Consider the following 25,250-nt stretch of genomic DNA (forward strand, 5'->3'; position numbering starts at 1 on the left):
CATCCACTTAATTATGCATGTCTTGGGTCAATTACTTTAGCAGCTTCATCGAATCTTCCGTATTGTCCTGTTGCACCTTCTAAAGCAGCTTGAGCGTCAGTTCCCTTAGCTACAGCTTCCATCATTTTTCCAAGGTTAACAAACTTGTATCCGATTATTTCTCCAGCTTCATCTAGAGCTACATTTGTAACATAACCTTCAGCCATTTCAAGGTATCTTGGACCCTTAGCTAATGTTCCGTACATAGTACCAACTTGGCTTCTAAGTCCTTTTCCTAGGTCTTCAAGACCTGCACCTATTGGAAGTCCGCCTTCTGAGAAAGCACTTTGTGATCTTCCGTAAACTATTTGAAGGAATAATTCTCTCATTGCTGTATTTATAGCATCACAAACTAAGTCTGTGTTTAATGCTTCTAATATAGTCTTTCCAGGTAATATTTCAGATGCCATAGCAGCTGAGTGAGTCATACCTGAACATCCTATTGTTTCAACTAAAGCTTCTTGGATTATACCATCCTTAACGTTTAAAGTTAATTTACAAGCTCCTTGTTGAGGTGCACACCAGCCTACTCCGTGAGTTAATGCTGATATATCTGTAACTTCTTTTGCTTGTACCCATTTTCCTTCTACAGGAATTGGAGCTGCTCCGTGGTTAGGGCCTTTTGCAACTACACACATTTCTTCAACTTCTTTTGAATACATCATTTTGTTTTCTCCTCCTTAATATTAATAAAGAATTTCAAACGCTTGTTGTAGCCTCTATCTAGATAGACATATTACATTTTATAACCTATTCTCAAAATAACTTATTCGCTTTAAGCAAATATTTAAACTGAAAACTGATCTAAACGCATAACTTGTCCATCTCAAATAAAAATAATTAATTAGCTACCTAAGATTCTAAGCCTCTTATATCGGCATTTCAAAACTGGGCTGTTAAAAAAATACCAAGGCACTCTTAATACCGGGTTAAAAAAGATCCCACTGGGATATATTTCGTTCCCCACATATATTCTAGCAAAACTAACCCTTAGTAACAATATATTTCTAAAAATTTTTCCACAAATTTCGCTTATTGCAGTGTTTAACCTAACTAGACTAAGTATTTACAATTTATAAAAGCATTATTTTATAGAATATATCACCTATTATATTCCATTAAACTCATTATATAACAGACTAAATTTACAATTATTAGAATGGTTATTTATAATTTCACCATTTTGTATCTGTTGATCTAAATTAGATTAATATTTTTATTCTCACATTCTATAGAGAACCTTTATACAAGCTTAATTTATATTTGTTCGAAAATCCCGAGTTCTTGGCATTATATTATTCCTGATTCTGAGTATCAACAGGCATATATAAACTAATAGTTGAAGTTTGATTCCTATAGGGAATCTTTATGAGACCTTAATTAATACTTGTTATAAAATCGCCGCTTCTAGCGATTTTGTGGCATATATAAATTATTAGTTAAAGTTGGTTCCCTATATAGTAATTAAGCCTATTTAATATGCCTAATTACAGTTTTATTTAAAATATAATTCACTAAAGAACAAAAAAATGTTGCACTATGTTAAATTCTATGATAATATAATCATGTTGCTTGCCGATGTGGCGGAACGGCAGACGCACTCGACTCAAAATCGAGCGGGAAACCATGTGGGTTCGAATCCCACCATCGGCACCAAAAAAGAGAAAGTGATATATTCACTTTCTCTTTTTTGTTTTATTTCCTAAAGAATAAAGGAAATGTTAAGTCTCTATCTACTCACTCAGAGACTTAACATTTCAAATTTAGCAATTAATTGTAAATATACATCTATTCAATCAGAAATCTATTTCCAAACCTTCTCTTGCTTCTGAGCGGCTGCTTTAAAATGTAGATTTTAGTGTACTAAAAAATATTATTCAAATTAAGTATAATATTATTGAAATTAAATACTCATGAAGGATATGTTATATGAGCTAGCTGTTACTATCCAAAAAAGGTAGTACATCTTCCATATAAGCCCTTAGAACTTCTCCTACGCTCCAAGCTTGACTGTAACAGCCTCTACTTGTACAGGTAAAGCTACCATCAAATATTTCTGCGATTCCATTTATACAGCCATCATGCATATGATCATCAAAAAGCTTACACATTTCATTAGCTCTTTCAATTGCTTTAGGAGAATGATCATATACCTTACAATAAGCTGTTATAAAGCCTCCTATTGGAAATGCCCAGCTAGTTCCCATATGATAAGCTGAATCACGGTTTATTAGCTTTCCTATATACTGTGGTTTGTACTCTTCATCTGTATAAGCTAAGGAGCGTAACCCGTAACTTGTATAAAGATACTTATATACTGTTTCAACAATGCTTCTTTCCTTTTCACTGTCTAGCATTGTATAAGGTAAAGAAACTGCCCAAATCTGATTAGGTCTTATCTTAGAATCATTTTCGTCAACTACATCATAAAGGCATTTTTCTTTTTCATTCCAAAACTTTTCATTGAAAGACTTCTTTACTTTTTCTGAAAGCTCCAAGTATTTATCACTCAAAGCCTCATCTCCAAAGTACTTTGACAACTTTTCCATAACCTTCAAAGCATTATACCATAGAGCATTTATTTCCACTGGTTTACCATGTCTTGGGGTTACTACCCAGTCTCCTACTCTAACATCCATCCAAGTAACTTGATCCAGATTACTTCCTGCACATATTAGACCATCTTCATCCATCTTAATTGAGAAATCTGTTCCATTTTTATAGGCTTCTATTATTTCTTTTAGTTTAGGATAGATTTTTTCTCTGATAAATCCATAATCCTCGTCTTTACCAGTATAGTTAAGAAATTTATCTACAGAATAAAAATACCATAAGGATGCGTCTACAGTGTTGTATCCAGGCTGTTCTTTAGAATCATTAGGAAATACATTTGGTATTAATCCGTTCTTTACATATAAGGAAAAGGACTCTAGTATTTCTTTATTGTCTTCAAACCTTCCAGTACACAAGGTTAGTCCCTGAAGTGCTATCATTGTATCTCTTCCCCAGTCTGCAAACCAAGGGAAACCTGCAAGTACAGTTTTAAGACCTGTGGATTCTCTTTTTACAATAAACTGATCTGCTGCTTGTGCTAGCCTGTTAGCAAAGTCATCCTTGCAATTTTGCTTATCAATTAATCCATTAATTCTATTTTTATAAGCTTCTAATATATCAAATCCATCTTTATCATCCAATTCTTCTATAGTACATTTTACAAAGAACTTCTTTATTTCTCTAGGTTTCATGGTTACAACGATATCATAAGGAGTAAAATGATTGTCTAAGCCTAAGAATCCATTTCTATTGTCTATAGCATAAAGTTGATTCTCCTCTATAAGATAGTTAGGAGTAGCCATGCTTGTTGGTATATTACTTCTATCATAATAAGTACCACAAGAAGAATAGAACTTCACATCAAGCTCAGCTTCAGATTGCTTCTTAAGAAAAAGAGTATTCTTCTCTAGCTTAACATCGAACTTTAAATCAGCTCTTTCATTGGTACTTCCAAAATCTCTACAAGCAAAGAGAGGCGTAACTTTGAACTCTATCTCATCTATTCCATTTTCAACTTCATAACAAACTACAGCTGTATTTTTACCATATTCCATTGCAATGGTCTTCTTAATGCTTATGTCGTCCACCTGATACCTAAAGGTAGGAACTATATCCAGTTCAAAGCTCTCAAGATATTTATGTCCCTCTTTTTCATATCCCACATATTGTTGGCAAGCCAAGTCAATCTCTTTGCCATTTACTATAACTCTTTCTTGAGTTTTAGCTAATATGTTCTTTCTATCTACTGGAGGGTTTAAAGATGCTATAAGATATCCACTAAAGATTCTGCTGTTATCTCCAACTATTGTCCCATTAGCAAAACCACCAATACCATTGGTAAGTAGCCACTCTTTTTCTATTCCCTCACTTAATTTTCTCCAATTACTTTTACCAAACCTATATTTTTTCATATCTATTACTCCTCTCATAAATCCTTATATAAGTTATATTTAATTTGCTTCATCAATTGGCTGATTGTAGTTTTCTTATTTTAATGCTTTTATAAATAAGGCTATGTTTAATAATATTGTTGAAATTAAGTGGTCATGAAGGAGATGCTATATGAGCGAGCTACTAGAATTAAATGATTTTTTCAGATGGAATGGCCTCAAAAAATCACTAATTGCTCTTCATTAGTGATTTTTTTGCGCATCTGCCTTTTCTGAACGTATGTGAAGAAATTCTGGCAGGCGACATATTTTTTACTCTTTACTCTTTGCAATCAAAACATCTTATATTATTTATATTTAAATTAAGATATAAAATTTTTATAAAGATTACAATAGCTAAAGAGTAAAACTGTACTGTTTGAACGTAGTGAGTTTACAGTTTTAGCCATGGAATATGACAAAATCATATTAATTCTTTGCGCAAGCTCATCTAAGCGTCGGATGACTGACTACTTAATTTCAACACGGTACTTTAACAGAGCCATAAATAAACTTATTAGAACTTAGCTACATATCTAAGTTTTCAATTATAGGGAACCTATACGAAAACTTAATTTATACTTGTTATAAAATCCCGGCTTCTGGGGATTTTGTGGCATTTATAAATTAATAGTTGAAGTTGGTTCCCTAATAACTTATACCTATAATCAAGATAAGCTAGTTAAAGCATCAGATAATTAATTCCTTAATCTAAGCACAATACTTTAACATACCTAAAGTTATCATTATCTTCATTCTACTAAATATATTTTTAGGTAGTTGTATATTTTTAATTCTTTTTGTATATTTATAATATAACTTAATTTAAAAGCATACCAAATCAAGATAAAATATATAAATCAATAAACATATAATTAATAGCTAAAATAATTTTTAGTATCTTTCAATATTGTACAAACAATACTATATATATTTATGAATTTTCAAACTTGAATTTAATCATTTAAATGATTTATGTGCTTTTAAAAGTAATTAATATGTATTTTAAAGAAAGGTTGGAGCATTAATGGATGAATTTTTCAGATCTGATATTTATCTTTTCATCGACGATATATTTTTCCTTATCGACTGCAAAGCTAAGCCGGAGATTCTTGAAAAAATAAGTGAGAAGCATCTTAATGAAAAAGAAATTTCTTTATCAGTAGAAGATAAGAGAAATGATTTATTGATATGGAATGCAGTATATATAAGAGAAATAGTTAAGAGTGGAGTTTCAAAGAAGTATCTTCATACGGTTTACAATAAATACTATGATAAAATTCACACTCTATCCACCCTACTTGAGCTGCAGCAATTAGAACTTGATTTTATAGACACCTATCTAGACATTATGATAAATGATGTAGAGATAAAAGATAACTTCATAGTTAATAAAATTCTTCAATACCTACATATCAATATTGAAAGCTACGTTTCTCTTGATACTTTATCAAAGGCCTTAGGAATATCTATTGGCTATGCTTCTGAAAGTTTCAATAAATATATGGGCACATCTATCATGAAATACGCAAAAGAGATTAAGATAGATAGGGCTAAGCATCTATTATTAAACACCGACAAAAGCATTTTAGAAATAGGCTCCTTATTAGGCTTTTACGATCAAAGCCATTTTAGTAAAACCTTTAAAACACTTGTCGGTGTATCTCCTACTGAGTTTAGGAATAAAAACTACTAATTATTTCACTACTTTTTAAAAATTCTAAACTCATAAGGCTTTAATATTATTTCATCTTCTAACTCAGTTGCTCTATCTAAATACAAATCATGAACTGATGTATTTCTAAGGTCATTAGGTAGCTTATATGCTGTAGCTTCATTGGAGTTATTAATAATAACACTAACAGCACCTTTTCTATAAGCTACAAATTTTGTTGCACTGCCAGCTTCTAACCAATCTATATCTATGATTTTAAACTCTGGTGTTTTTGCTCTTAGTTCTATTAATTTTTTTATAAAGGCATATAATTCTTTATCTTGTTTTTCTTCTTCCCATATCATGCATCTTCTATTTAGGTCAGAGTAATGACCTTTTTCGCCGTCTAACCCAATTTCATCACCGTAGTATATACAAGGCGAACCTGGTTGAGTAAACATAAATAGATATGCTAATTTTGCTTTAGCTTTATTTCCTTTTGCTATAGAAAGAATTCTTGAAGTATCATGACTGTCTAGCAAATTAAAATTAACTTCATTTACTTGTCTAGGATAGCTTATAAGCACTTGATTTACTGTATGCTTAAACTCTTCTGCATTAAATGTATCTTCACAAAAGAATCCATTTATTCCATCAGTAAGCTTATAGTTCATTACCGCATCAAACTGATCTCCCATTACCCATGGTAGACTGTCATGCCATATTTCACCTAAGATGTAAACATCATCTTTGATCTTTCTAAGTTCATTTCTAAAATCTCTCCAAAAGGAATGATCTACTTCATTGGCAACATCTAATCTCCAAGCATCAATATCAAATTCCCTAACCCAATATCTACCTACTTCGAGCAAGTACTCTTTAACCTCTGGGTTTTCTGTATCTAGCTTTGGCATAGCAAATACAGTACCAAAAGTCTCGTAGTTCAACTTCTTGCCATTTATATTTCCCTCAACTAGCCCTTCCTTCACTGGGAACTTCTTTATATGGAACCAATCCTTATACTGTGAATTTTCTTCATTTTTAAGCACATCCTGCCACTGTTTAGATAAAAAGCCAGCATGGTTAAATACAGCATCAAGCATTATCTTTATTCCTCTTTTATGTGCCTCTTCTACTAATTCTTTAAAGGTTTCTTTAGTTCCCAAGCTTGGATCTATTTCCATATAATCTATTGTGTCATATCTATGATTAGCGCTTGCAGTAAATATTGGACAGAAGTAAATACCGTTTATACCTAAGTCTTTTAGGTAATCAAGCTTATCTATTACACCTCTTAGGTCTCCACCCATAAAATTATTGGAGGTAGGCTCAGTCCCCCATGGAACTACATCTTCAGGATCTATAGAATGATCTCCATTGGCAAACCTATCAGGAAATATCTGATACCATACTGTATCCTTAACCCATTTTGGAGTATTGGCTACATCTATTCCATTTAAGTAAGGGAAACAGAAAAAGTTCATTGGATTAGATAAAACTTCTATATCTTCACCTAACTCACCAATTGGAAGATTAAATATCTTTCTCTCAGTGAATAATAATCTTTCTGAATCATTCTCTAATATAAATGCGTATCTTGAACGCTTATATGGAGGTTTGTATTCAGCAAACCAGTAATCGAAATATTCTGTTTCAGCCTCTTTTGTCATCTCAAAGTTTTCTGCGCTTGACCAAACAGAGCCCTTTGCATTTAAGTTACCGCCATCAGCTCCACCGGCTTCCCATATATAAGGATCTCCTACTCTTAAAAAGGCTTTTTTTACCTCACCTTTTTTAGTTCTAATTCTTAAATGAAGAGTTTCTCTATCATATCCATAACTAAAATTACTTTTTGGTAAATGATATATTGCCTCTTTAGTTATACTTTCTTTCATACTCATAAAATCACCCCTGATTATTTTTTTCACCTTCATTCTAGCAAAATAATCAACAGTGATTTGTATATTAGTAATATTTATTGTATATATTTAATGCAAGTTTTATTTTTATTTTTCTTTCGGAACCTTTATTTTAAGTTACCTCTTTAATTAAATAGCAACTACCAGCAACTCGCTTAACCTCTTTTTTTATAGACGCTACATAAAGCCCCACTTCTTCAGGATTAGAAAACCTATTAAATCTTCCAAATAACCCCGCAATGGATAAAGAGGTAATAGGAAGCTTTTCAGTGTTACCACTTCTACTAACTGCTTCTATATATTTATTGTTCTTATCTTTCTCATTGAAATAATTTAGCACTCCTTTGTCAAAACTAGTTACGATTTCTTCGCATATCTTTTTACACTCCTCAATGGGGTTTTCTATTATACATACAAAATCATCTCCACCAATATGGCCAACAAATCCGTTGTAGGGGAAAAGCTCTTTTATTTTAGAGTTTATCAATTGAGCTGCAAATTTAATAATTTTATCTCCGTTTTCAAATCCATATGTATCATTGTATACTTTGAAGTTATCCAAATCTAAATAAAGAATGCAGTATGTTCGCTCAGTCTTGATAACATTATTTATAGTATTTTCTATAACCATGTTTCCAGGTAGTTCTGTAAGAGGATTAAGCTGTCTTGCATAATTGCATTCCAGCATCATATTATAGTTAAGCAAAGACTTTATAGAAACAATTCCGCTATACTTACCATTATTAGTTACAATTATATAATCGTATATATTCTTAGTTTTTCTAGCCATAGCCAATCTAGACACTTCATTAACTGGGGTATAATAGTCTACTATCAGTGGGTTATCATCCATAACCAAGGAAACTGGCCTCTTAGTAAAGACAGCAACTCCAAATTGGGTAGCAAGAGCAGAATCTAAGGTATGCTTCATAATAAGTCCAACTGGAACTTGATCCTCCACTATGCAAGCACCGGTAATGTCATTTTCATCAAAGTACTCTTTAACCACTTTACAATGTGTGTCAGGACTAAAAGGCTTGTCGTATCTAACTATTTCACCTATGTGATTGGAGTAATTGCTATTATGTATATTACTTTTAAGCTTATTACATCTTAAGATAAGCTCCCTTACAGAGCTAGAAATATCTAAAAAGGTTCCAGCTGGTCTCGCTATAAAAAAGCCTTGTCCCGCATATACCCCTAAGCTTATTAGAGTCTTCAATTCCTCTTCTGTTTCTATACCTTCAGCTATAAGCTTCATATTAGTTGCTTCAGAAAGCTTTACAAAACACTCTATTAAAGATTGTTTAAAAGAATCAGTGTTTACGTTTCTGATTAAATCCGTATCAATTTTAATAAAATGTGGCTTAGTCTCGTTTAACATTTTAAGGCCAGAATAGCCTGAACCAGTATCATCAACTGCAATTTTATAACCTTGATCCACATAATTATCAAGAGCTTGTCTAAATCCTTTGTAATCTTCTATACAGGTTTTTTCAGTTATTTCAAATACTATACAATCCGGTGATACATTGTTTGCTAAAAGAAATTCCTTAGTAAAACCTTTCTTAAATTTCTCATCCTTAAAAATATGAGGATCTACATTTATAAAAAGATGCCTATCTTTTTCAATATTAGAAGCACGTTCAATAGCTTTTATTCTGCATAGTTGTTCTAGTTCCCAAGTCTTTTTGTAAGTTTGAGCAGCTTTAAATAGTTTATCTGGACTCTGCAAAGGTGACTCCTCAGGGCCTCTACTCAAAGCCTCATAGCCTATGATAGTAGCATCTAACAGTGAAACAATAGGTTGATATACTGTGTAAATATCTTTATTGTCAAGTATACTGTCCAATTCATCCACCTCACTATAATTTGAAATCTCCACTAACTCATTTATCATATAAGTAATCTCCTCATAGGTTTTCATTAAGGTTTCTCAAAACAACAATCTATACATAAAGAACATTCTATTATAGTTCCAATAGTGCTGTCAGATATTTTAGAAACCTACTATTTTTTCAATACATTTAAAATCTACCATACCTTCATTAAGGCTTATTGTTATTTAAGTTAATTTCATGTAAAAAAAGTTAATTTAAAAGAAGTTGCTATTAGTATCTGTCTTTTTTGAACGTATATGAGTAAATTCTAACATGAGACATAATTTCTCTTTTCCATTATACTTTAGGTGATTAACCCTTCAGGGCGAATTACTAAATAATAAGTATAGGCTATGCTAATGAAGGTATTTATCTTCCTTCTTAGCATAGCCTCTTTCTTCATAAATAATTGTGAAATATTTTATTTTTCCTTAAATCTCTTTATAAAAGTCCCTTAAGCTACCAATAAAGGATCCTTCATATTTAGTCCCTAACTTATGATCCCTAATCATAACTTTTGTATTAGGGTCGACTCCATTTTTTATACAATGAGTAGCAAATATAACAATCTGCTCTTTGCCTGCAGCATATGGTTCAAGGGCTGGCTCTCCTTCTAAAGTATAAAATGGTTCTTCTCTAAGCTTCACAAATCTCAAGGCACTATCATAATCTATTTCCTTCTTGTCTTGCGAACACATAATGAAAGTATGATGAAAATCATTTTTTACCGCTGTTTCATAGTCATAACTTTCTATATATCCATCAGTTAATACAATTCCTATTATTGGAACAAACTTCATAATAATTAACTCTCCCTTAAAGTTATATATTAAATTACTTTTTTTATCGTAAGCAATGATTTCTAACTTAACATGTTTACTAGGGAGAAAAATATATTTTATAAAACTCTAAATAACAAGTAGTTTGATTCCTCCAAGCACTAGGCCTATTAAAAAGCCGCAGATTGCGCCATTGATTCTTATCCATTGCAAGTCGCTTCCAACTTTATCTTCAATCAAATCAATCAATGTTTCTGTATCTAGCTTTTCTATATTTTCTTTAACTAGCAGTCCTATCTTTTCATGATTTGTATGTATATAGGTTGATATTTGGCTGCGTATATTTTTTTCTAGTTTGTCTATGAGGTCCTTATCTTCTGATATGTTTATGAGTAGGTTATCGATAAAAGGCAATATATTTTCCTTCATTGATACTTCATCATTAAAATAATACAAAATCTTATCCTCAGCATCTTTTAATATACTCAAGGAAATTTCTTTAAACCTATCACTACTGCTTAGTTCCATCTTATAATTATCTATCTTTTCTATAAAGCTGTCATCGTCAGTAAGTTGTCTCACATTATCATTAATAGACTGGATAAGCATTACCCTGGTAGGATTTTTGATATCCTCTAGTTCTTTAAGTATAAGCAATATAAATTCTTGAATGGTACTTCCAATCTTATCTTCTCCAACAATTCCAACTACTGTATTAAGCGTAAACTGTAGCATACCTTTTTTTTGAACCTTCTTAACAGCATTGACAGATGTTGCCGCTATTTCTCTTCTTACCTCTTCCCTATTTACTGCTTCTCTAACCTTTTCTATAAGAATATCTACAAGCTTATCCTGATAGTCATGACTTAATCCTTCCTCTACCAATTCTTCAACAACATTTTTAGTATCTACCTTAGATAAATAATCACTTATATATTTATTTATATGTATTGAAATTTCTTCTACTTCAACTGAATTCTTAACTCTTTCTATTATACTGAGTAAGCCTACTCTAAATTGCTCTGTATATATGCCTTTTCTACATATACCTAAGACCTTTTGAGAAAAATTAACTTTTTCTACTCTTTGGATTACACTAGCTTTACTTAGCAAATCATCTTTTACTATTGAAACTAAAGCCATGGTTATACGTTCTCTATTCTTCGGCAAAAGCGCAGTATGTGGAATAGGCACCCCTAATGGATGACGGAAAAGTGCTGTTACCGCAAACCAGTCAGCAAGCCCTCCTACTAAGCCCGCTTCAAAACCGCTTTGAAGCAAAAAGATTATTGAGTTATTATTAAAAAATATGGTTGCTATAAATCCAATAAGCATTATAACTAATGATATGGAAGCCTTTTGGTAAGTTTTTATCTTCATATTTATACTCCTTCTTATATAGGGAACCGACTTCAACTACTAATTTATACATGCCAAAAATCACTAGAAGCCGGGATTTTATAACAAGTATAAATTAAGTTTTCATATAGGTTCGCTATAGGTTCCTAACTCAACTATTAATTTATACATAACCGAAAATTCCCAGAAGCCAAGATTTTAGAACAAGCATAAATTAAGTTTCGATATAGAAACCTTTAATTCTATCAATATACAAACTTCATTTTATTATAAGCTATGTTTAATAATATTGTTGAAATTAAGTGGTCATGAAGGAGATGCTATATGAGCGAGCAATTAGCGCAAGCTAGAGATAAACTACTTCATATTGAAATTTGTCAAAATAAAACTTCGCAGATTCATCGAAAGCTTTATTTTGAGTTCAAGGATTGAAGTAGTTTATCTATTCAGCTGAACAGATGTATCACTTCGATCCTTAAACCATTTTTAAAGCTCTCACTGGTTTTGGTGAGAGAATTTAAAAATATAAATTTTATTACGAAGTGATACATCTATCATCTAAGCATCGAATGACTGACCTCTTAATTTCAACACAGTACTTTAACAGAGCCTTATTATATTATCTCTTATTCTATAATAAATTCCATTAAGATACATTATACTCTCATTCTTCATACTCTAAAATAAATTATTATGAATAAAACAAAAAAATCACTGAAGCAAACTCCTTCAGTGATTTCATATAATTTAGGCTATGTTTAAAAATATTAATTCGTTGTGCAAGCTAGAGATAAACTACTTCATATTGAAATTTGTCAAAATAAAACTTCGCAGATTCATCGAAAGCTTTATTTTGAGTTCAAGGATTGAAGTAGTTTATCTATTCAGCTGAACAGATGTATCACTTCGATCCTTAAACCATTTTTAAAGCTCTCACTGGTTTTGGTGAGAGAATTTAAAAATATAAATTTTATTACGAAGTGATACATCTATCATCTAAGCATCGGATGACTGACCACTTAATTTCAACAGGGCACTTTAACAGAGCCATGATTTAATATTTATTAGAATACGCCTTTTTCATTTAAAAACTTGCCATACCTTATATCTTCTTTAACTATATGCTCACTTATCCAATCAATTAGAAATGTCAATATGTTCATCATAGCATTCTTTTGCTTTATGTAGATGTCTTGCTTTTGTAAGTCAGAAAGTTTTCCTATGAACTCCTCATGTTGCACTTTATGATCATCAACTATATCATATCCATTTCTACGCAAAAGCTGTTCTTCATAATCAAAGTGGTATTCAGTGTAGTTCTTCAACTCATTTAACACTTCTCTTATTTCTTCATAACGATCTTCTTCCTCTGAACTACTCTTAATTAAATCCATTAGTTTTCCTGCAATAGCAAATAACTGTTTATGTTGATCGTCTATTTCTTGTACATTTACGCTATAAGAATCTTTCCATTGCAACATAATTTAATTCCTCCTGATTAATACTAATAAACTCATTATAACAGAACGACTGTTCATTAATAAGTGTATACTTATTAGCTTTTCTTGAATACCTTGGAATAAAACTCTGTTGCTCTTTTCAGTACTCTTATTGCATTTACGGGATCTCTCCCTACAGATGTCTCCCCGGTAAGCATAAATCCACTTACACCTCCACCAATACAATAAAAAATATCATTCATTTCATTTACTGTTGGCTTTTCTTCTTCTTTTAGCGAATCTAGTACATGAGTTGCTATTATAACATCCTTAGAGCTATTCTTCATAGCTCTTATAAAGTTATGCTGATAAAGAGCCATTTTATATATGTTAGTTTCTGGAAGCAAGTCCCCCCGCCCTAACACAACTCCATCTACCTTTGAGGATATTAACTTTATGTTGTTTATGGCCTTTTCTGTCTCTATTTTCGCCCACAACCTAGGATTATATTTTTGTTCTTTATTAAGCTCTTTTACAACTCCTATAAAGTTATCAATATCTTTTTCATCATATACATAAGAATATACAATAATGTCTACCTTACTATCTATGCAAAACTTTATATCCTTAAAGTCTTTCTTATTTACTTCTTTTGATTTCCTATTTAACCCTGGCAAGTTGCAGCCTTTTTCCGCCCTAATTACTCCTCCACATACTGTTCTGCATTGTAATATTCCACTTTGCTTACTTAATACTTCAAATTCCATACTTCCATCTTTCATAAATACAGTTTTTACTGAGCATTCAAGTAAGTCCTGTTCCTCTATATTAAGGGGAACAAGTAATTCGTTTCTATGCTGCCAAAATTCTAAGATGTCACTATACCTATCTTCTGAACAGAAATATATTATATTATCATTTGTTACTTTTATTACCTTGTCAAAGCATCTTCCTACCCTTACTTTATGACCTTGTATATCACCAATTATAGATATCTTAGGAAAACTTCCCTTTATGTATTTAATTATCTCTCCTACATTGTCATAGTCACAATGTGAAAAATTTATTCTTATACTGTTTGCCCCTTCTCCTATAATCCTTTTTATATCTTGTCTTGTCCTTACTTTAGGTCCTATTGTAGCGATTGTTAGCATATAACCCCTTCTAGATTAAATTAATTCAATTTTATAATATTTAAAAAAACATTTATTTATGTCAAAAATCAGTAACAAAATATTATTGTGGAACATATTATATCTAAGAAGGTGATGCCTATGTTTAAACAAATAGTGAAATTAAAGAAGCTTTGGCTTTCTCAGTGTCTAGCAATGAGGTTTTTAACTCTACTAGGATTCACTGCCTTTATTCACACATGCATCACTATTTTTACAAATGGTAGCTTTTCCGCATCCTCGAATGAAACCATAAGATCAGTGATGTCATCTATATTTGGATATATATTTGGTAATCAGATTATACCCAATAACAATATAAAAAATAAAAAATTTCAAGTTTTAGTGGCTGGATTTATGGCAGTATTATCTTTGACTGTCTGCATTATAGGTTATTGGACAAGCATAGATGAGACTAATTCAGCAGTAGGAGAAATCAGAAACATTTTGTTTTCTACCGTAGGATTTCTAATTAGCAGAGTTAAGAGTGATAATAAGCCAGATAAAGATGATGCTAAAGAGAAAGATAATTGTGAATGTGATCAAAAAAAATGATAATTAATGATACCCACTCAATGTTAAGTCTTGAATTTTCTAACGATACAGCATATGAAAAGTGGGTATCTTTTTTAATTATATTTTACCTATACTTATTAATCTGTGTTATGAGCTTATGTTAATTAAACATTCAGATAGTGCTTTACAAAATTCTCCTTTAGATATGTCTATCAAATGAGATTTGATATTCATTATTACAGTAGGCGCTTCAACCTTTTTACATAGATATAATTCTGATCCATCTCTTATACATACTTCTTGGAAGCCTATTTCCTCCATCTTTCTTTTAAATATATGCAAGAATGTCAATAGTTCATCTTCATTGCTTACATATACATCTATTACATCAACATCTTTTACTTCATCTTTAATATTTAAATATAAATCAACTCTAGTTTGGTTGGCAAGCAGTGCTTTTTTAAATAACATCTCTCCAAACTTCATATTTTTATCAAAAGTGAAATTTACAGTTGCATGTCCATTTTTCATAAGCATATCATTTACAAAAGAAGAAATGTCTTTATTCTCTATATCTAGTCCATACTTCAACCTGAGCTCCTCCTTATATATTTTTTGCCCATCTGCCTTCCTGAATGTATATACGAAAAATCTGGCAGGAGATATAATTTCCTAAATAATAAAAAATTTGAGTCTCTATATATTACTCAAAAACTAATAAAATGTTCTATTAAACTAAAAAGATACATATTATTTTAAGGTAATACTATGATATTGGAGGTCTCATGAAAAAACTTCTATCACTAATTCTTGTTTTAATTATTTCATCTACTTTTATTGGATGTTCTAATGCTCAGTACATAAATTTAAAGAAAAAGCCATCTAATCATTATTATACCGAAGAAATGTACAAGCTTATTAGTACTGAAAAGTTTAGCATTTCTGCTTTTGATACTGACGTATACAAAGAGCTTCACCCTAAAGAAGAAGATGATAAAATATTACTAGACTTCGTAAAATCTCTAAAAAGCACTAACTTTATAAATAAGCCAGATAACCTTCCTGACAAACCAAAGTTTAAAATGTTTATAAAAACCTCAAAAGATAAGTATGTCATAAATATATATGATGATAATATTATCTCGATATTTCCTTGGGATGGAGTTTTTGAAGAAGATTTTATCAATATGGACAAGGTTCCCCTTGCTTATAGATTGGATTCTTTTTGTAAATATGTTTTTAACAAATAGGATTTTTATTAAAGGCTCCTCTGAGCTATTAGAGGAGCCTTTAATAATGAAAATTTCATTAAGAAGTGATACTGCTTTATACTTTTATATATTAATTTCTCTTACTTAAAAGTTCCTCTTTAATTTCAAAAATTCTTTTTCTCAAAACAGGATGAAATTCATAAGGAGCTATTTCAGCTAATGGTTCTATCACAAACAATCTTTCATGCATCCTAGGATGAGGAATAACTATTGCTTCCTCAGAGGATATTATGTCATCGTAAAGAAGTACATCTAGATCTATAGTTCTAGGTCCCCACTTTATTATTCTTTCTCTCTTCAATTCTTTTTCTACTTCTAGAAGGTAATTTATCAGTTCTATAGGAGAAAGTATTGTTGATATTTCAGCCACTCCATTCAAGAACTTATCTTGACTTTCATAGCCCCATGGTTCGGTAGTTATAAAGTTAGATACCTTGATTACCTTAGTGTGTTTCGACTCTTTAAGCTTATCTATAGCTGCTGTCAGATTAGAGTTTTTGTCCCCCATATTTGATCCTAGTGCTATAAATACCTTATGCCATTGCCTATATATTTCAATAGCAGCATATTCAAGATGTTTTCCAATAGGTGCCCACGGCTTCTTTATCATTACTTTTACAGCTTTCAAGATATCATACTCTTTTAATATAAACTCTGCAGTTTTCTCAGCAGCGGTTTCTATTAGATCATAACTTTCTCTTTGAAATTCTTTTTCAAGCTTATGACAAAGCTCTCCGTAATGAACTGATTTAGTTAAATCACCAGTTATTGCAGCTTCTCTTGCATCAAAGAAAAGTTCTAATGATATTACAAATTTTTGACCTAAGGTCTTTTCTTCTCCAAAGACACCATGCTTTGCAAATATCTCTAGATTTTCAATATAAAGTTTATCCAAAATAATTCCCCCTAAAGCTAACCTCTTACAATAGCATCAGTCATAACTGCTGCTCTTTTGTTTTCTTTAACATCGTGTACTCTAACAAAATCATATTTTTTCATTATACCTATAACTGTTGTAGCCACAGTTCCTTCTACTCGTTCATTGGTCGGTAGATTTAGAGTATTTCCTATCATTGATTTTCTTGAAGTTCCTAAAAGCATTGGATAACCTAACACATTAAGTTTTTCCAAGTTATTCATCACATATAGGTTTTGCTCATAGGTCTTTCCGAAGCCTATTCCTGGATCAAGGATTATATTATCTCTTTTAACCCCTGCCTCAAGGGCTATATCTATAGACTCTTTAAGCTCTTTTATCATATCTTCTATTATATTTTCATAGTCAGTATTATCCCTGTTGTGCATAAGACAACAAGGCACCTCATATTTTGCTGCAACCTTAGCAATATATGGATCCTTCTTAAATCCACAAACATCATTGATTAGGTTCGCTCCAGCTTTAATAGCTTCTTCTGCTACCTTTCCCTTATAGGTATCTATAGAAATAGGCACATCAAATCTTTGTCTTATAGCTTTAATAATAGGTATAACTCTTTTTAATTCTTCCTCTTCTCCAACAGGCTCATGATTAGGTCTTGTAGACTCTCCACCTATATCAATTATATCTGCTCCTTGGTCAAGCATTAACTTAGCATGCTCTATAGCATTATCGTTGCAATTAAACTTTCCTCCATCAGAAAACGAATCTGGTGTCAAGTTTAATATTCCCATTATATAAGTCCTCTTACCCAAGACAAATTCTTTACTTCCTATGTACATACTTTACTCCTTTATGCAGAAAATATCTTAATTAAACTACAAAACAGTAGCATTAAGTTATGTTTAATATGTTATTTTCATATTTCTTTTTTCTTCATTCCAGTTACATAAAAGTGTTGCTTTGCAATTATAGCAATCTCTTGAAAGCTTGTCACTTCTATAAAATATCTTATTAAAATTATTTTCATCTGAATTTCTATGTTTAATTATAGCTTCTAATACTATGTTTTGCTCTCTCTCATCAAAGCCAGCTTCTTTTAAAAGCTCCTCAGCTATTTTATAGGAAGCTTCATGATGTGGTGTACCATCTTCATACTGCTTAAATCTTCCTATATCATGGAGCAATGCTGTAGCATAAACTATTTCCTTGGAAATATCTAGCTTTTCTTCTAAAACCATTATATTCGCTATTCTTGCTACATCTAAAAAATGGTCTAAATCATGCTTACAAAATATTCTATCAGCCTCATAGGTTCTAATCTTAGTTAAACATTCATTATATTTCAAGCTTTTTAGTATATAATTTACTTTATCCATAATATCACCATAGTTTCTTAATAATAAAAAATTTGCTAAAGCGATCTTCTTTATTGAATTATTTTACGCATCTGCCTTTTCTAAACCTATGTAAAAAATTTCTGGCAGGCGATATGCTTTTTCAAAAAATAATGAAGAGATTTATTTAAAGCCTTATAAGAGTTAAAACTTCATTCTTCAATTCATTATTATTAGCAAAATCTCCTCTATATGTAGTTGTAACAGTACAACTGCCAGCTTTCTTTATCCCTCTCATACTCATGCACATGTGCTCTGCTTCTATAACCACCATAACTCCACTTGCATCTAGGAATTTCATTATAGCATCAGCTATTTCCTCTGTGAGTCTCTCCTGAAGCTGAGGTTTCTTAGCATAAACATCTACAGTTCTCGCTAACTTAGATAACCCTGTGACCTTGCCATTTGGTATATAAGCTATATGAACTTTACCATAGAAGGGTAAAAAATGATGTTCACACATAGAATAAAAATTAATATCCTTCTCTAATACTAAATCATTTCCTTCCACAGTAAATTGTTTTGAAAGATATTCTTTAGCATCCTTCCCAATACCTGAAAAAATCTCTTCATACATCCTAGCTATTCTGTCAGGAGTTTCTACTAGGCCTTCTCTATTTACATCTTCGCCTATAGCTTCTATTATCATCCTTGCAGCTTGCTTTATCTTTTCTTTGTCTACCATCATTTCCTCCTGCAACGTACTCAATAAAATTATTTTAACTTCTTCATAAATGTATGTTAAAATCATTATATCAAAAAATACCGATATAGATGTACCACTTCATAATAAAATTTATATTATCAAACTCTCCTCTCAAAACCCAGAGGAGTTTTGATAATTGATTTCGGACTGAAGTGTTACATCTTTAGATGTACCACTTCATAATAAAATTTATATTATCAAATTCTCCTCTAAGAACCCAGAGGAGTTTTGATAATGAATTTCGGATTGAAGTGTTACATCTTAAAATATATGGTTTTGAAAGGAATGATACTCTTTTGAATATAAAAGCAGAATTTCACTGTCATACAACTTCTTCTGACGGAAAAATGTCTCCCACAGAAGTTGTACAACGTGCAAGTATAAAAGGAATACAATTCTTAGCTATCACAGATCATGACAACACTGAAGGAATTGAGGCGGCAATTGAAGCTTCAAAGACTTATGGCATTAATATAATACCTGGTATAGAGCTTTCCTGCAACCACAATAAAGAAAGCGTCCATGTGTTAGGATATTTTAGAGATGCTTCTTATAAAGATGAGAGTTTACAAAAGTTTTTAAGAAACCTTAAGAATTCTAGAGTGGAAAGAGCTAAAAGCATAGTAGATAAATTAAAAACTTATTTTGATATTGAACTAGATTATGAAAAAGTTCTAGCAAAAGGTGAAGGAGTAGTGGCCCGTCCTCACATTGCTCAAAGCATAATAGATGCAGGTTATGATTACTCCTGGGAATATATATTTGATAAAATAATAGGTAATGATTGTCCTGCATACGTGCCTAATAAAATAATAACTGTTGAAGAAGGAGTAGCTCTTTTAAAGAAGTACAATGCTGTTGTAGTACTTGCTCATCCGGTTCTTCTAAAGAAAAACACTCCTGAGGATTTAATAAAGTTTGGTTTTGACGGTTTAGAAGCCATATACTTTATGAATTTTAAAAAAGATGAGGATCGCTTGATAAGTTTATGTAGAAATAAATCACTTCTTTTCACCTGTGGTTCTGACTTCCACGGTATTACTGAAGGTGATAATAAACATGGAGATATCGGTGATATGTCTATTGACACAGCTGACTTTAACAATTTCATGAATTCTTACAATAAAGACTACTGTATATATTAGCAAGCTATACCAAACTTCTGATATTACTAGGTTTATGGAACTTAAAAATTGTATTTTTTGTTTTGCAGTAAAAAGTTTCTATGCAATAAAACGGAGATTCCTATACTTGAGGAATCTCCTATATTTATCTTATCATGATTATTCTGCTATATTGCATCATTAATTATGGCAATGTTTAATAATATTGTTAAAATTAAGTGGTTATGAAGGTGATGCTATATGAGCGAGCAATTAGTGCAAGCTCATCTAAGCATCGGATGACTGACCACTTAATTTCAGCAAGGCACTTTAACAGAACCTTAATTATTTTTTCTCTTCATTTTCTCTTGATATGGTAGCCTGAGTAATTTCATCATAGGCTTCTTCTGACTTTTCAGCCTTAGCTTTCTTTTTATCATCTAAAAACCACTTTGCAGCAGTTGTTGGATCGTTTAAAATACCAGCCATTACAAGTATAGACAAAATTGCATTTATTATATCCTTATAATTAGAAGGAAGTATATCTAATCCAAAGCCCTGCAAAACCATAGGGATTAATGCAGCTATTGCTACCCATAAACCGTAATTTCTAAATCTTGATTTGTCCATAACTTCCCCTCCTTCATCTGTTATACTTCATTATATTCAAAATACAAATTATTGTGTATTTCATTATAATTTTACGATGGATTTTGCCATCATAAGGATTCTTGACAGTAAAAAAGACACAGACAATCTTAAAGATCATCTATGTCTCTTATCATTGTATCTATATCTTCAATTACTTTCTATATTTATCAGTAAATCGGCATTAAGCTTCTAGCAAGAATGCTTCATAACCTCTTACAGCTTCATAGATATCTGCTTTAGATGCAACTTCCCAAGGCGCATGCATATTTTGAAGTGCTATACCACAGTCAATTACTTCCATATTGTACTCTGCAAGTATATAGGCAATTGTACCACCGCCGCCTTGATCTACTTTTCCTAATTCTGCTGTCTGCCAAGCTACATTATGCTTATCCATAATAGCTCTTATTTGTGCTATAAACTCTGGATTGGCATCATTGCAACCACCTTTACCTCTTGAACCAGTATATTTATTAAATACTACTCCTTTACCAAAGAAAGCAGAATTCTTCTTTTCCATTACTGCAGGGTAGTTAGGATCAAAAGCTGCACTAACGTCAGAAGAAAGCATCTTTGAATTAGTTAAGCATCTTCTAAGCTTAAGCTCGCTATAATCTCCTACTCTATCCATAACTTCTGCTACTATGTTTTCAAAGAATTTTGAGTGCATTCCAGTAGCACCTACACTACCTATCTCTTCTTTGTCTACAAATAAAGCAACACAAGTTTTATCAACTTCTTCTAACTTAACTATTGCTTCAAAAGAAGTAAATGCACAAATTCTATCATCATGTCCATATGCCATTACCATACTTCTATCTAGACCATAATCTCTAGCCTTCCCTGCTGGAACTATTTCAAGCTCTGCTGAAACAAAATCCTCTTCTGTTATATCGTACTTTTCATTAAGTATAACAAGTATATTTTCTTTTACTTTTTCCTTAGCATCTTTATCTTTTATAGGTCTGCTTCCAACTAAAAGATTGAGATCCTCTCCCTCAACAACTTTGTCCCCTTTTTTACCTAATTGATCAGCGGACAAATGTATAAGTAAATCAGATATTCCAACCACTGGATCATTATCATCCTCACCTATAACTACATCTACAACAGTACCATCTTTCTTTACAACTACTCCATGTATAGCTAGAGGAATTGCTACCCATTGATACTTTTTAACTCCACCGTAATAATGAGTTTCTAAAAGGGCTAAATCTGTATCCTCATAAAGTGGGTTTTGCTTTACATCAAGTCTAGGTGAATCTACATGTGCACCTAGTATGGTAAGACCTTTTTCTAAAGGCTCTTTTCCTATAACAAACATTGCTAAAGTTTTGCCCATATTGTTAGCATAAACCTTATCACCAGCTTTTAGTGTTTCACCTTTTGATATAATTTCTTTTATATCTCTATAGCCTTTTTCTTCAGCCATTCTTATAAATTCTGTAACACATTCTCTTTCAGTTTTGCACTTAGACATAAAATTCTTATATCTTTCACTCACTTCAAAAACCTTAGTAACATCTTCATCTGAATATTTATCCCAAGCATTTGGGAACTCTCTAGTAAGTACTTTTTTAGTCATTCTAACCTCTCCTCATATATCTATAAAAATCGCTAATACGACCTTCACTAGTATTTTTTGCAATGTCTAAATCAACTCTTGCAATTCTAATTTTTTACGTCCTATTATCATAGTATATGTCTCTTTTATATTATTATAGAATATAGTTATTTAGATATCAAAAACTTAATACACGTAAATACACATAAAGTCTTATTTCAGATATATTCATATATATCTTTAGTAAACTTTAGCAATATACTATAAATACTTTTTCCACTTAAATATCCCCATAAGTATTACCACAAGAAAAGCCATGGTACCAATCAATCCTTCAAAAGCATATTTCTCATATTTAAAAGGTATATGTTCGAAACTCATTCCAAAAATTGCAGTTATAAGTTGTAAAGGTAAGAAAACTGCAGTTATTATAGTAAATACCTTCATAAGATCATTAGTCCTATTGGCAATCTCTGCTTCATAGGCTTCCCTTACCATTGCAAGGTCCTGTCCTAAACTTTCCATCGATGACAATAACTTTTCTATCTTATCATTTAAATTCTTAAATAAGTACATTTTCTCTTCTTCAATCACATTATTTTCGTTTAATAGAAGTGCATCACCTATGTAGCGAAGTGGATTCAACAGTTTTCTTAACTTATAGCTTTCTCTTCTCAAGGAAACAATTTTATTTATATGCTTCGATTTAGGAGACTTTAATATATCTAACTCTATTTTATCAGCTTCTGTTTCTAAATCTGCTATAATGTTATAATTATTTATTATAAGCCTATCAAGAATATAATACAATATTATGTAAGGTTTACAAATTTCTTTTAATATAAAACAGTTCTTATCTCTTCCTATATCCTCTAAAAGCTTAGATATAAGTTCTACTTCATTTTTATAAACAGTAATGATAAAGCTTTTACTTAAATAAATATCAATTTCCCTAGGTATTATCTTTAAACTTTCATTGTCTAGTGCGTTAAACACCATAAAGGTATAGTTTTTATAATAATCAATCCTAGGATACTGTCTAAAGTTTTGGCACTCCTCTATAGTTTCCTTAGAAAAAATAACCTCAAGTTCATGTACTTCTTTTTGGTTGCAACAAATCCAATAATAAGATCTCTCAAGTTCCCATTCCTGGACAACATCTAAATTATTACAAATATCATACACAATCATAAATATCACCTTTTTTCAATGATTTATTTATTATGTGCATGATCATGTACTTTTATGTGAATTAGTCAACACCTCTGCTCATTCTGCTCTCTATTACATCAACTGGTGTAGTATCAGACATGAGGTTATATCTATAGTTGGCTGCCGCTGCTTCGATTATAACAGCAATATTTCTACCTGGTCTTATTGGAACCCTCATCTTTCTTATAGGAACACCTAATATATCCATAAACTCAGCATTTATTCCTAATCTATCGTAGTCTCCATCATCTCTCCAATGCTCTAGATGAATTATTAGCTTTATTTCTTTAGAGGCTAGGACAGAACTTAATCCATAAAGTGCCGAAACATCTATAATTCCCATACCTCTAACCTCTAACATGCCGAAGGTTATATGAGGTGATGTTCCTATTAAGTCTTCGTCTATCTCTTTTATGTCTACAGCATCATCTGTAACCAGTCTGTGACCTCTTTTAATAAGCTCTAAAGCAGTTTCACTCTTACCTATTCCACTTTCACCTGTTATTAAAATACCTATTCCATATACATCTACAAGCACTCCATGAAGTCTAGTTTCAGGAGCCATCTTATCTGCTAAATAAATAGTAGTTTTACTCATAAACTTTGTAGTCATCATGGAAGTTCTAAGAACCCAAGTTTTATTCTTCTGTGCTGCTTTTATCAGTTCTTCATGGGGATCTAGATTTCTAGTAATTACAAGACAACTTACATTAAAGCTAAAAAATTTATTTACTCTTTTCTTTCTTAGATCTACCCCCATATCATCCAAAAAGCTCCACTCAGCTTTTCCAATGACCTGTATCCTTTCAGGCGCAAAGTAATTATAAAATCCAGCTAGCTGAAGTCCAGGTCTATTTATATCGCTAACTGTTATAGGTATATTCTTTTCACCTTCTACTAACACTTCAAATTCGAAATCTTTCACTAATGTTTCAACGGTTACAACGCCCATAAATATCATCCTTTATTAATTTTTAATATTTTTAGGTTTACTAGGTTTGTTTGGTTTAATCGTATTTAATTGAGATTTAAAGTTACTTTTAACTCTGTCTATATAATCTCTTCTTAATTCCTCTTGTTCCTTCTTTTCTTCCTCACTTAAACCTTCTTCTTTACTTTTCTTATATAAAAAATTGATTCTTGCAATTAACTGGTCAATGTTCATTAATATTCTCCTTCTTCAGTTAAATTATCATATTTCGTAATTATGCTAAAAAATTAATTATATGTCTAAAATTTATTTTACCTTTCTCCCATGCATTAATCAACAACAATTCTTTAGACTTAATTCTACATTCTCATATAATTACATTTATGTAAAATTCTACATTTACAGCATTATTACATATATTACCATATGTTACTTTATGCACTTTGTAGTATTTTGATAAGTTTTTATAGCATTAATTGTAAGAATTTGACTTACAAATCTTTTTTACAAACATACAAAATTTGTTATAATAATATTACACTTCGCATAAGTTAATAATTTAAAGAATTTGGAGGATAAATATATGTACTGCTCTAGACTAGAAAAAAGGATTAATAGAAGAAAATTTTTGCTCAACCTATGTCTTAACTTTCTATCCCCTACTAATTTCTTTGTACTGAAATTAAGTGAGAATTGGGACAAGCTAGTTGTAAAGCAGCAAAAGAGTCTTTTAAAGAAGCACATGATAAAAAATAATTTTTTTGAAAAATAGACGTAATATATTTTATAGAAGCATTG

23 protein-coding genes and 1 tRNA gene are annotated in these 25,250 nt (G+C 31.3%); 6 read left to right on the forward strand and 18 right to left on the reverse strand.

The genetic code is table 11. From position 1 onward, the window contains the following. Positions 1–11: 11 nt before the first annotated feature. A complete protein-coding gene (locus C1I91_RS21645; RefSeq protein ID WP_128214741.1) occupies positions 12–704 on the reverse strand; it encodes an iron-sulfur cluster assembly scaffold protein in 693 nt (230 codons plus the stop codon). Positions 705–1,613: 909 nt separating this feature from the next. On the opposite strand from C1I91_RS21645, the gene C1I91_RS21650 reads away from it, so the two are divergent. After that, positions 1,614–1,695, forward strand: a tRNA-Leu gene (locus C1I91_RS21650). A 278-nt stretch (positions 1,696–1,973) separates the two neighbouring features. Here C1I91_RS21650 and C1I91_RS21655 read toward each other — a convergent pair. Continuing rightward, entirely contained in the window at positions 1,974–4,004 is a 2,031-nt protein-coding gene (locus tag C1I91_RS21655) for an amylo-alpha-1,6-glucosidase (protein ID WP_128214742.1), read from the reverse strand. Positions 4,005–5,049: 1,045 nt separating this feature from the next. On the opposite strand from C1I91_RS21655, the gene C1I91_RS21660 reads away from it, so the two are divergent. Next, a complete protein-coding gene (locus C1I91_RS21660; RefSeq protein WP_128214743.1) occupies positions 5,050–5,718 on the forward strand; it encodes a helix-turn-helix domain-containing protein in 669 nt (222 codons plus the stop codon). An 8-nt stretch (positions 5,719–5,726) separates the two neighbouring features. Here the strand turns inward: C1I91_RS21660 and C1I91_RS21665 are convergent, their stop codons facing one another. The 6 genes from C1I91_RS21665 to C1I91_RS21690 form a co-directional block, all read right to left on the reverse strand. Next, a complete protein-coding gene (locus C1I91_RS21665) occupies positions 5,727–7,577 on the reverse strand; it encodes a glycoside hydrolase family 13 protein (protein WP_238475864.1) in 1,851 nt (616 codons plus the stop codon). Between the two features lie 130 nt (positions 7,578–7,707). Beyond that, on the reverse strand, positions 7,708–9,495 hold the full coding sequence (locus C1I91_RS21670) for a GGDEF domain-containing protein (RefSeq protein ID WP_128214745.1): 1,788 nt from the start codon (positions 9,493–9,495) through the stop codon (positions 7,708–7,710). Positions 9,496–9,906: 411 nt separating this feature from the next. Further along, positions 9,907–10,275, reverse strand: coding sequence for a hypothetical protein (locus C1I91_RS21675; protein ID WP_128214746.1), 369 nt, complete (start codon positions 10,273–10,275; stop codon positions 9,907–9,909). A gap of 108 nt (positions 10,276–10,383) precedes the next feature. Beyond that, complete coding sequence (locus C1I91_RS21680; RefSeq protein ID WP_128214747.1) at positions 10,384–11,634, reverse strand: DUF445 domain-containing protein; 1,251 nt, start codon at positions 11,632–11,634, stop codon at positions 10,384–10,386. Positions 11,635–12,677: 1,043 nt separating this feature from the next. After that, complete coding sequence (locus tag C1I91_RS21685) at positions 12,678–13,094, reverse strand: bacteriohemerythrin (RefSeq protein ID WP_128214748.1); 417 nt, start codon at positions 13,092–13,094, stop codon at positions 12,678–12,680. 74 nt (positions 13,095–13,168) lie between these two features. After that, positions 13,169–14,206: a pyruvate kinase gene (locus C1I91_RS21690; RefSeq protein WP_128214749.1), complete on the reverse strand. Its 1,038-nt coding sequence runs from the start codon at positions 14,204–14,206 to the stop codon at positions 13,169–13,171. Positions 14,207–14,326: 120 nt separating this feature from the next. Here C1I91_RS21690 and C1I91_RS21695 point away from each other — a divergent pair, with 120 nt between their 5' ends. Continuing rightward, the gene (locus C1I91_RS21695) at positions 14,327–14,779 is read left to right on the forward strand and encodes a hypothetical protein (protein WP_128214750.1); all 453 of its coding nucleotides are present in this window, start codon (positions 14,327–14,329) and stop codon (positions 14,777–14,779) included. Between the two features lie 108 nt (positions 14,780–14,887). On the opposite strand, the gene C1I91_RS21700 is transcribed toward C1I91_RS21695, so the two are convergent. Continuing rightward, on the reverse strand, positions 14,888–15,331 hold the full coding sequence (locus C1I91_RS21700; protein WP_128214751.1) for a hypothetical protein: 444 nt from the start codon (positions 15,329–15,331) through the stop codon (positions 14,888–14,890). Positions 15,332–15,525: 194 nt separating this feature from the next. Between C1I91_RS21700 and C1I91_RS21705 the strand changes: the two genes are divergently transcribed. After that, positions 15,526–15,990: a DUF4883 family protein gene (locus C1I91_RS21705; protein ID WP_128214752.1), complete on the forward strand. Its 465-nt coding sequence runs from the start codon at positions 15,526–15,528 to the stop codon at positions 15,988–15,990. Between the two features lie 91 nt (positions 15,991–16,081). Here the strand turns inward: C1I91_RS21705 and folK are convergent, their stop codons facing one another. The 4 genes from folK to folE all read right to left on the reverse strand — a co-directional run bounded on the left by folK (position 16,082) and on the right by folE (position 18,970). After that, positions 16,082–16,906, reverse strand: a complete 825-nt coding sequence (gene folK / locus C1I91_RS21710) for a 2-amino-4-hydroxy-6-hydroxymethyldihydropteridine diphosphokinase (protein ID WP_128214753.1) — start codon at positions 16,904–16,906, stop codon at positions 16,082–16,084. Between the two features lie 17 nt (positions 16,907–16,923). Further along, positions 16,924–17,730, reverse strand: a complete 807-nt coding sequence (folP, locus tag C1I91_RS21715) for a dihydropteroate synthase (protein ID WP_128214754.1) — start codon at positions 17,728–17,730, stop codon at positions 16,924–16,926. A 63-nt stretch (positions 17,731–17,793) separates the two neighbouring features. Beyond that, positions 17,794–18,267, reverse strand: a complete 474-nt coding sequence (locus C1I91_RS21720; protein WP_128214755.1) for an HD domain-containing protein — start codon at positions 18,265–18,267, stop codon at positions 17,794–17,796. Positions 18,268–18,412: 145 nt separating this feature from the next. Beyond that, positions 18,413–18,970: a GTP cyclohydrolase I FolE gene (folE, locus tag C1I91_RS21725; protein ID WP_128214756.1), complete on the reverse strand. Its 558-nt coding sequence runs from the start codon at positions 18,968–18,970 to the stop codon at positions 18,413–18,415. Positions 18,971–19,287: 317 nt separating this feature from the next. Between folE and C1I91_RS21730 the strand changes: the two genes are divergently transcribed. Continuing rightward, positions 19,288–20,136, forward strand: a complete 849-nt coding sequence (locus tag C1I91_RS21730) for a PHP domain-containing protein (RefSeq protein WP_128214757.1) — start codon at positions 19,288–19,290, stop codon at positions 20,134–20,136. Between the two features lie 303 nt (positions 20,137–20,439). Here C1I91_RS21730 and C1I91_RS21735 read toward each other — a convergent pair whose 3' ends face one another. From C1I91_RS21735 to C1I91_RS21755, 5 genes are all read right to left on the reverse strand, one after another. Next, positions 20,440–20,724, reverse strand: a complete 285-nt coding sequence (locus C1I91_RS21735) for a phage holin (RefSeq protein WP_128214758.1) — start codon at positions 20,722–20,724, stop codon at positions 20,440–20,442. 202 nt (positions 20,725–20,926) lie between these two features. After that, positions 20,927–22,330 carry an aminopeptidase gene (locus tag C1I91_RS21740; RefSeq protein WP_128214759.1) on the reverse strand — a complete coding sequence of 468 codons (1,404 nt, stop codon included), beginning with the start codon at positions 22,328–22,330 and terminating at the stop codon, positions 20,927–20,929. A 240-nt stretch (positions 22,331–22,570) separates the two neighbouring features. Continuing rightward, positions 22,571–23,500 (reverse strand): magnesium transporter CorA family protein, encoded by a 930-nt coding sequence (locus C1I91_RS21745; RefSeq protein WP_128214760.1) that lies wholly within the window; start codon positions 23,498–23,500, stop codon positions 22,571–22,573. Positions 23,501–23,561: 61 nt separating this feature from the next. Continuing rightward, on the reverse strand, positions 23,562–24,473 hold the full coding sequence (hprK, locus tag C1I91_RS21750; protein WP_128214761.1) for an HPr(Ser) kinase/phosphatase: 912 nt from the start codon (positions 24,471–24,473) through the stop codon (positions 23,562–23,564). Positions 24,474–24,488: 15 nt separating this feature from the next. Further along, positions 24,489–24,686 (reverse strand): DUF896 domain-containing protein, encoded by a 198-nt coding sequence (locus C1I91_RS21755; RefSeq protein ID WP_128214762.1) that lies wholly within the window; start codon positions 24,684–24,686, stop codon positions 24,489–24,491. 349 nt (positions 24,687–25,035) lie between these two features. Between C1I91_RS21755 and C1I91_RS21760 the strand changes: the two genes are divergently transcribed. Then, complete coding sequence (locus C1I91_RS21760) at positions 25,036–25,224, forward strand: hypothetical protein (RefSeq protein WP_128214763.1); 189 nt, start codon at positions 25,036–25,038, stop codon at positions 25,222–25,224. The last annotated feature ends 26 nt before the right edge of the window (positions 25,225–25,250 follow it).

The sequence above is a fragment of the Clostridium manihotivorum genome (assembly GCF_004015185.1).
In the GTDB taxonomy this organism is placed as follows: domain Bacteria; phylum Bacillota; class Clostridia; order Clostridiales; family Clostridiaceae; genus Clostridium_AR; species Clostridium_AR manihotivorum.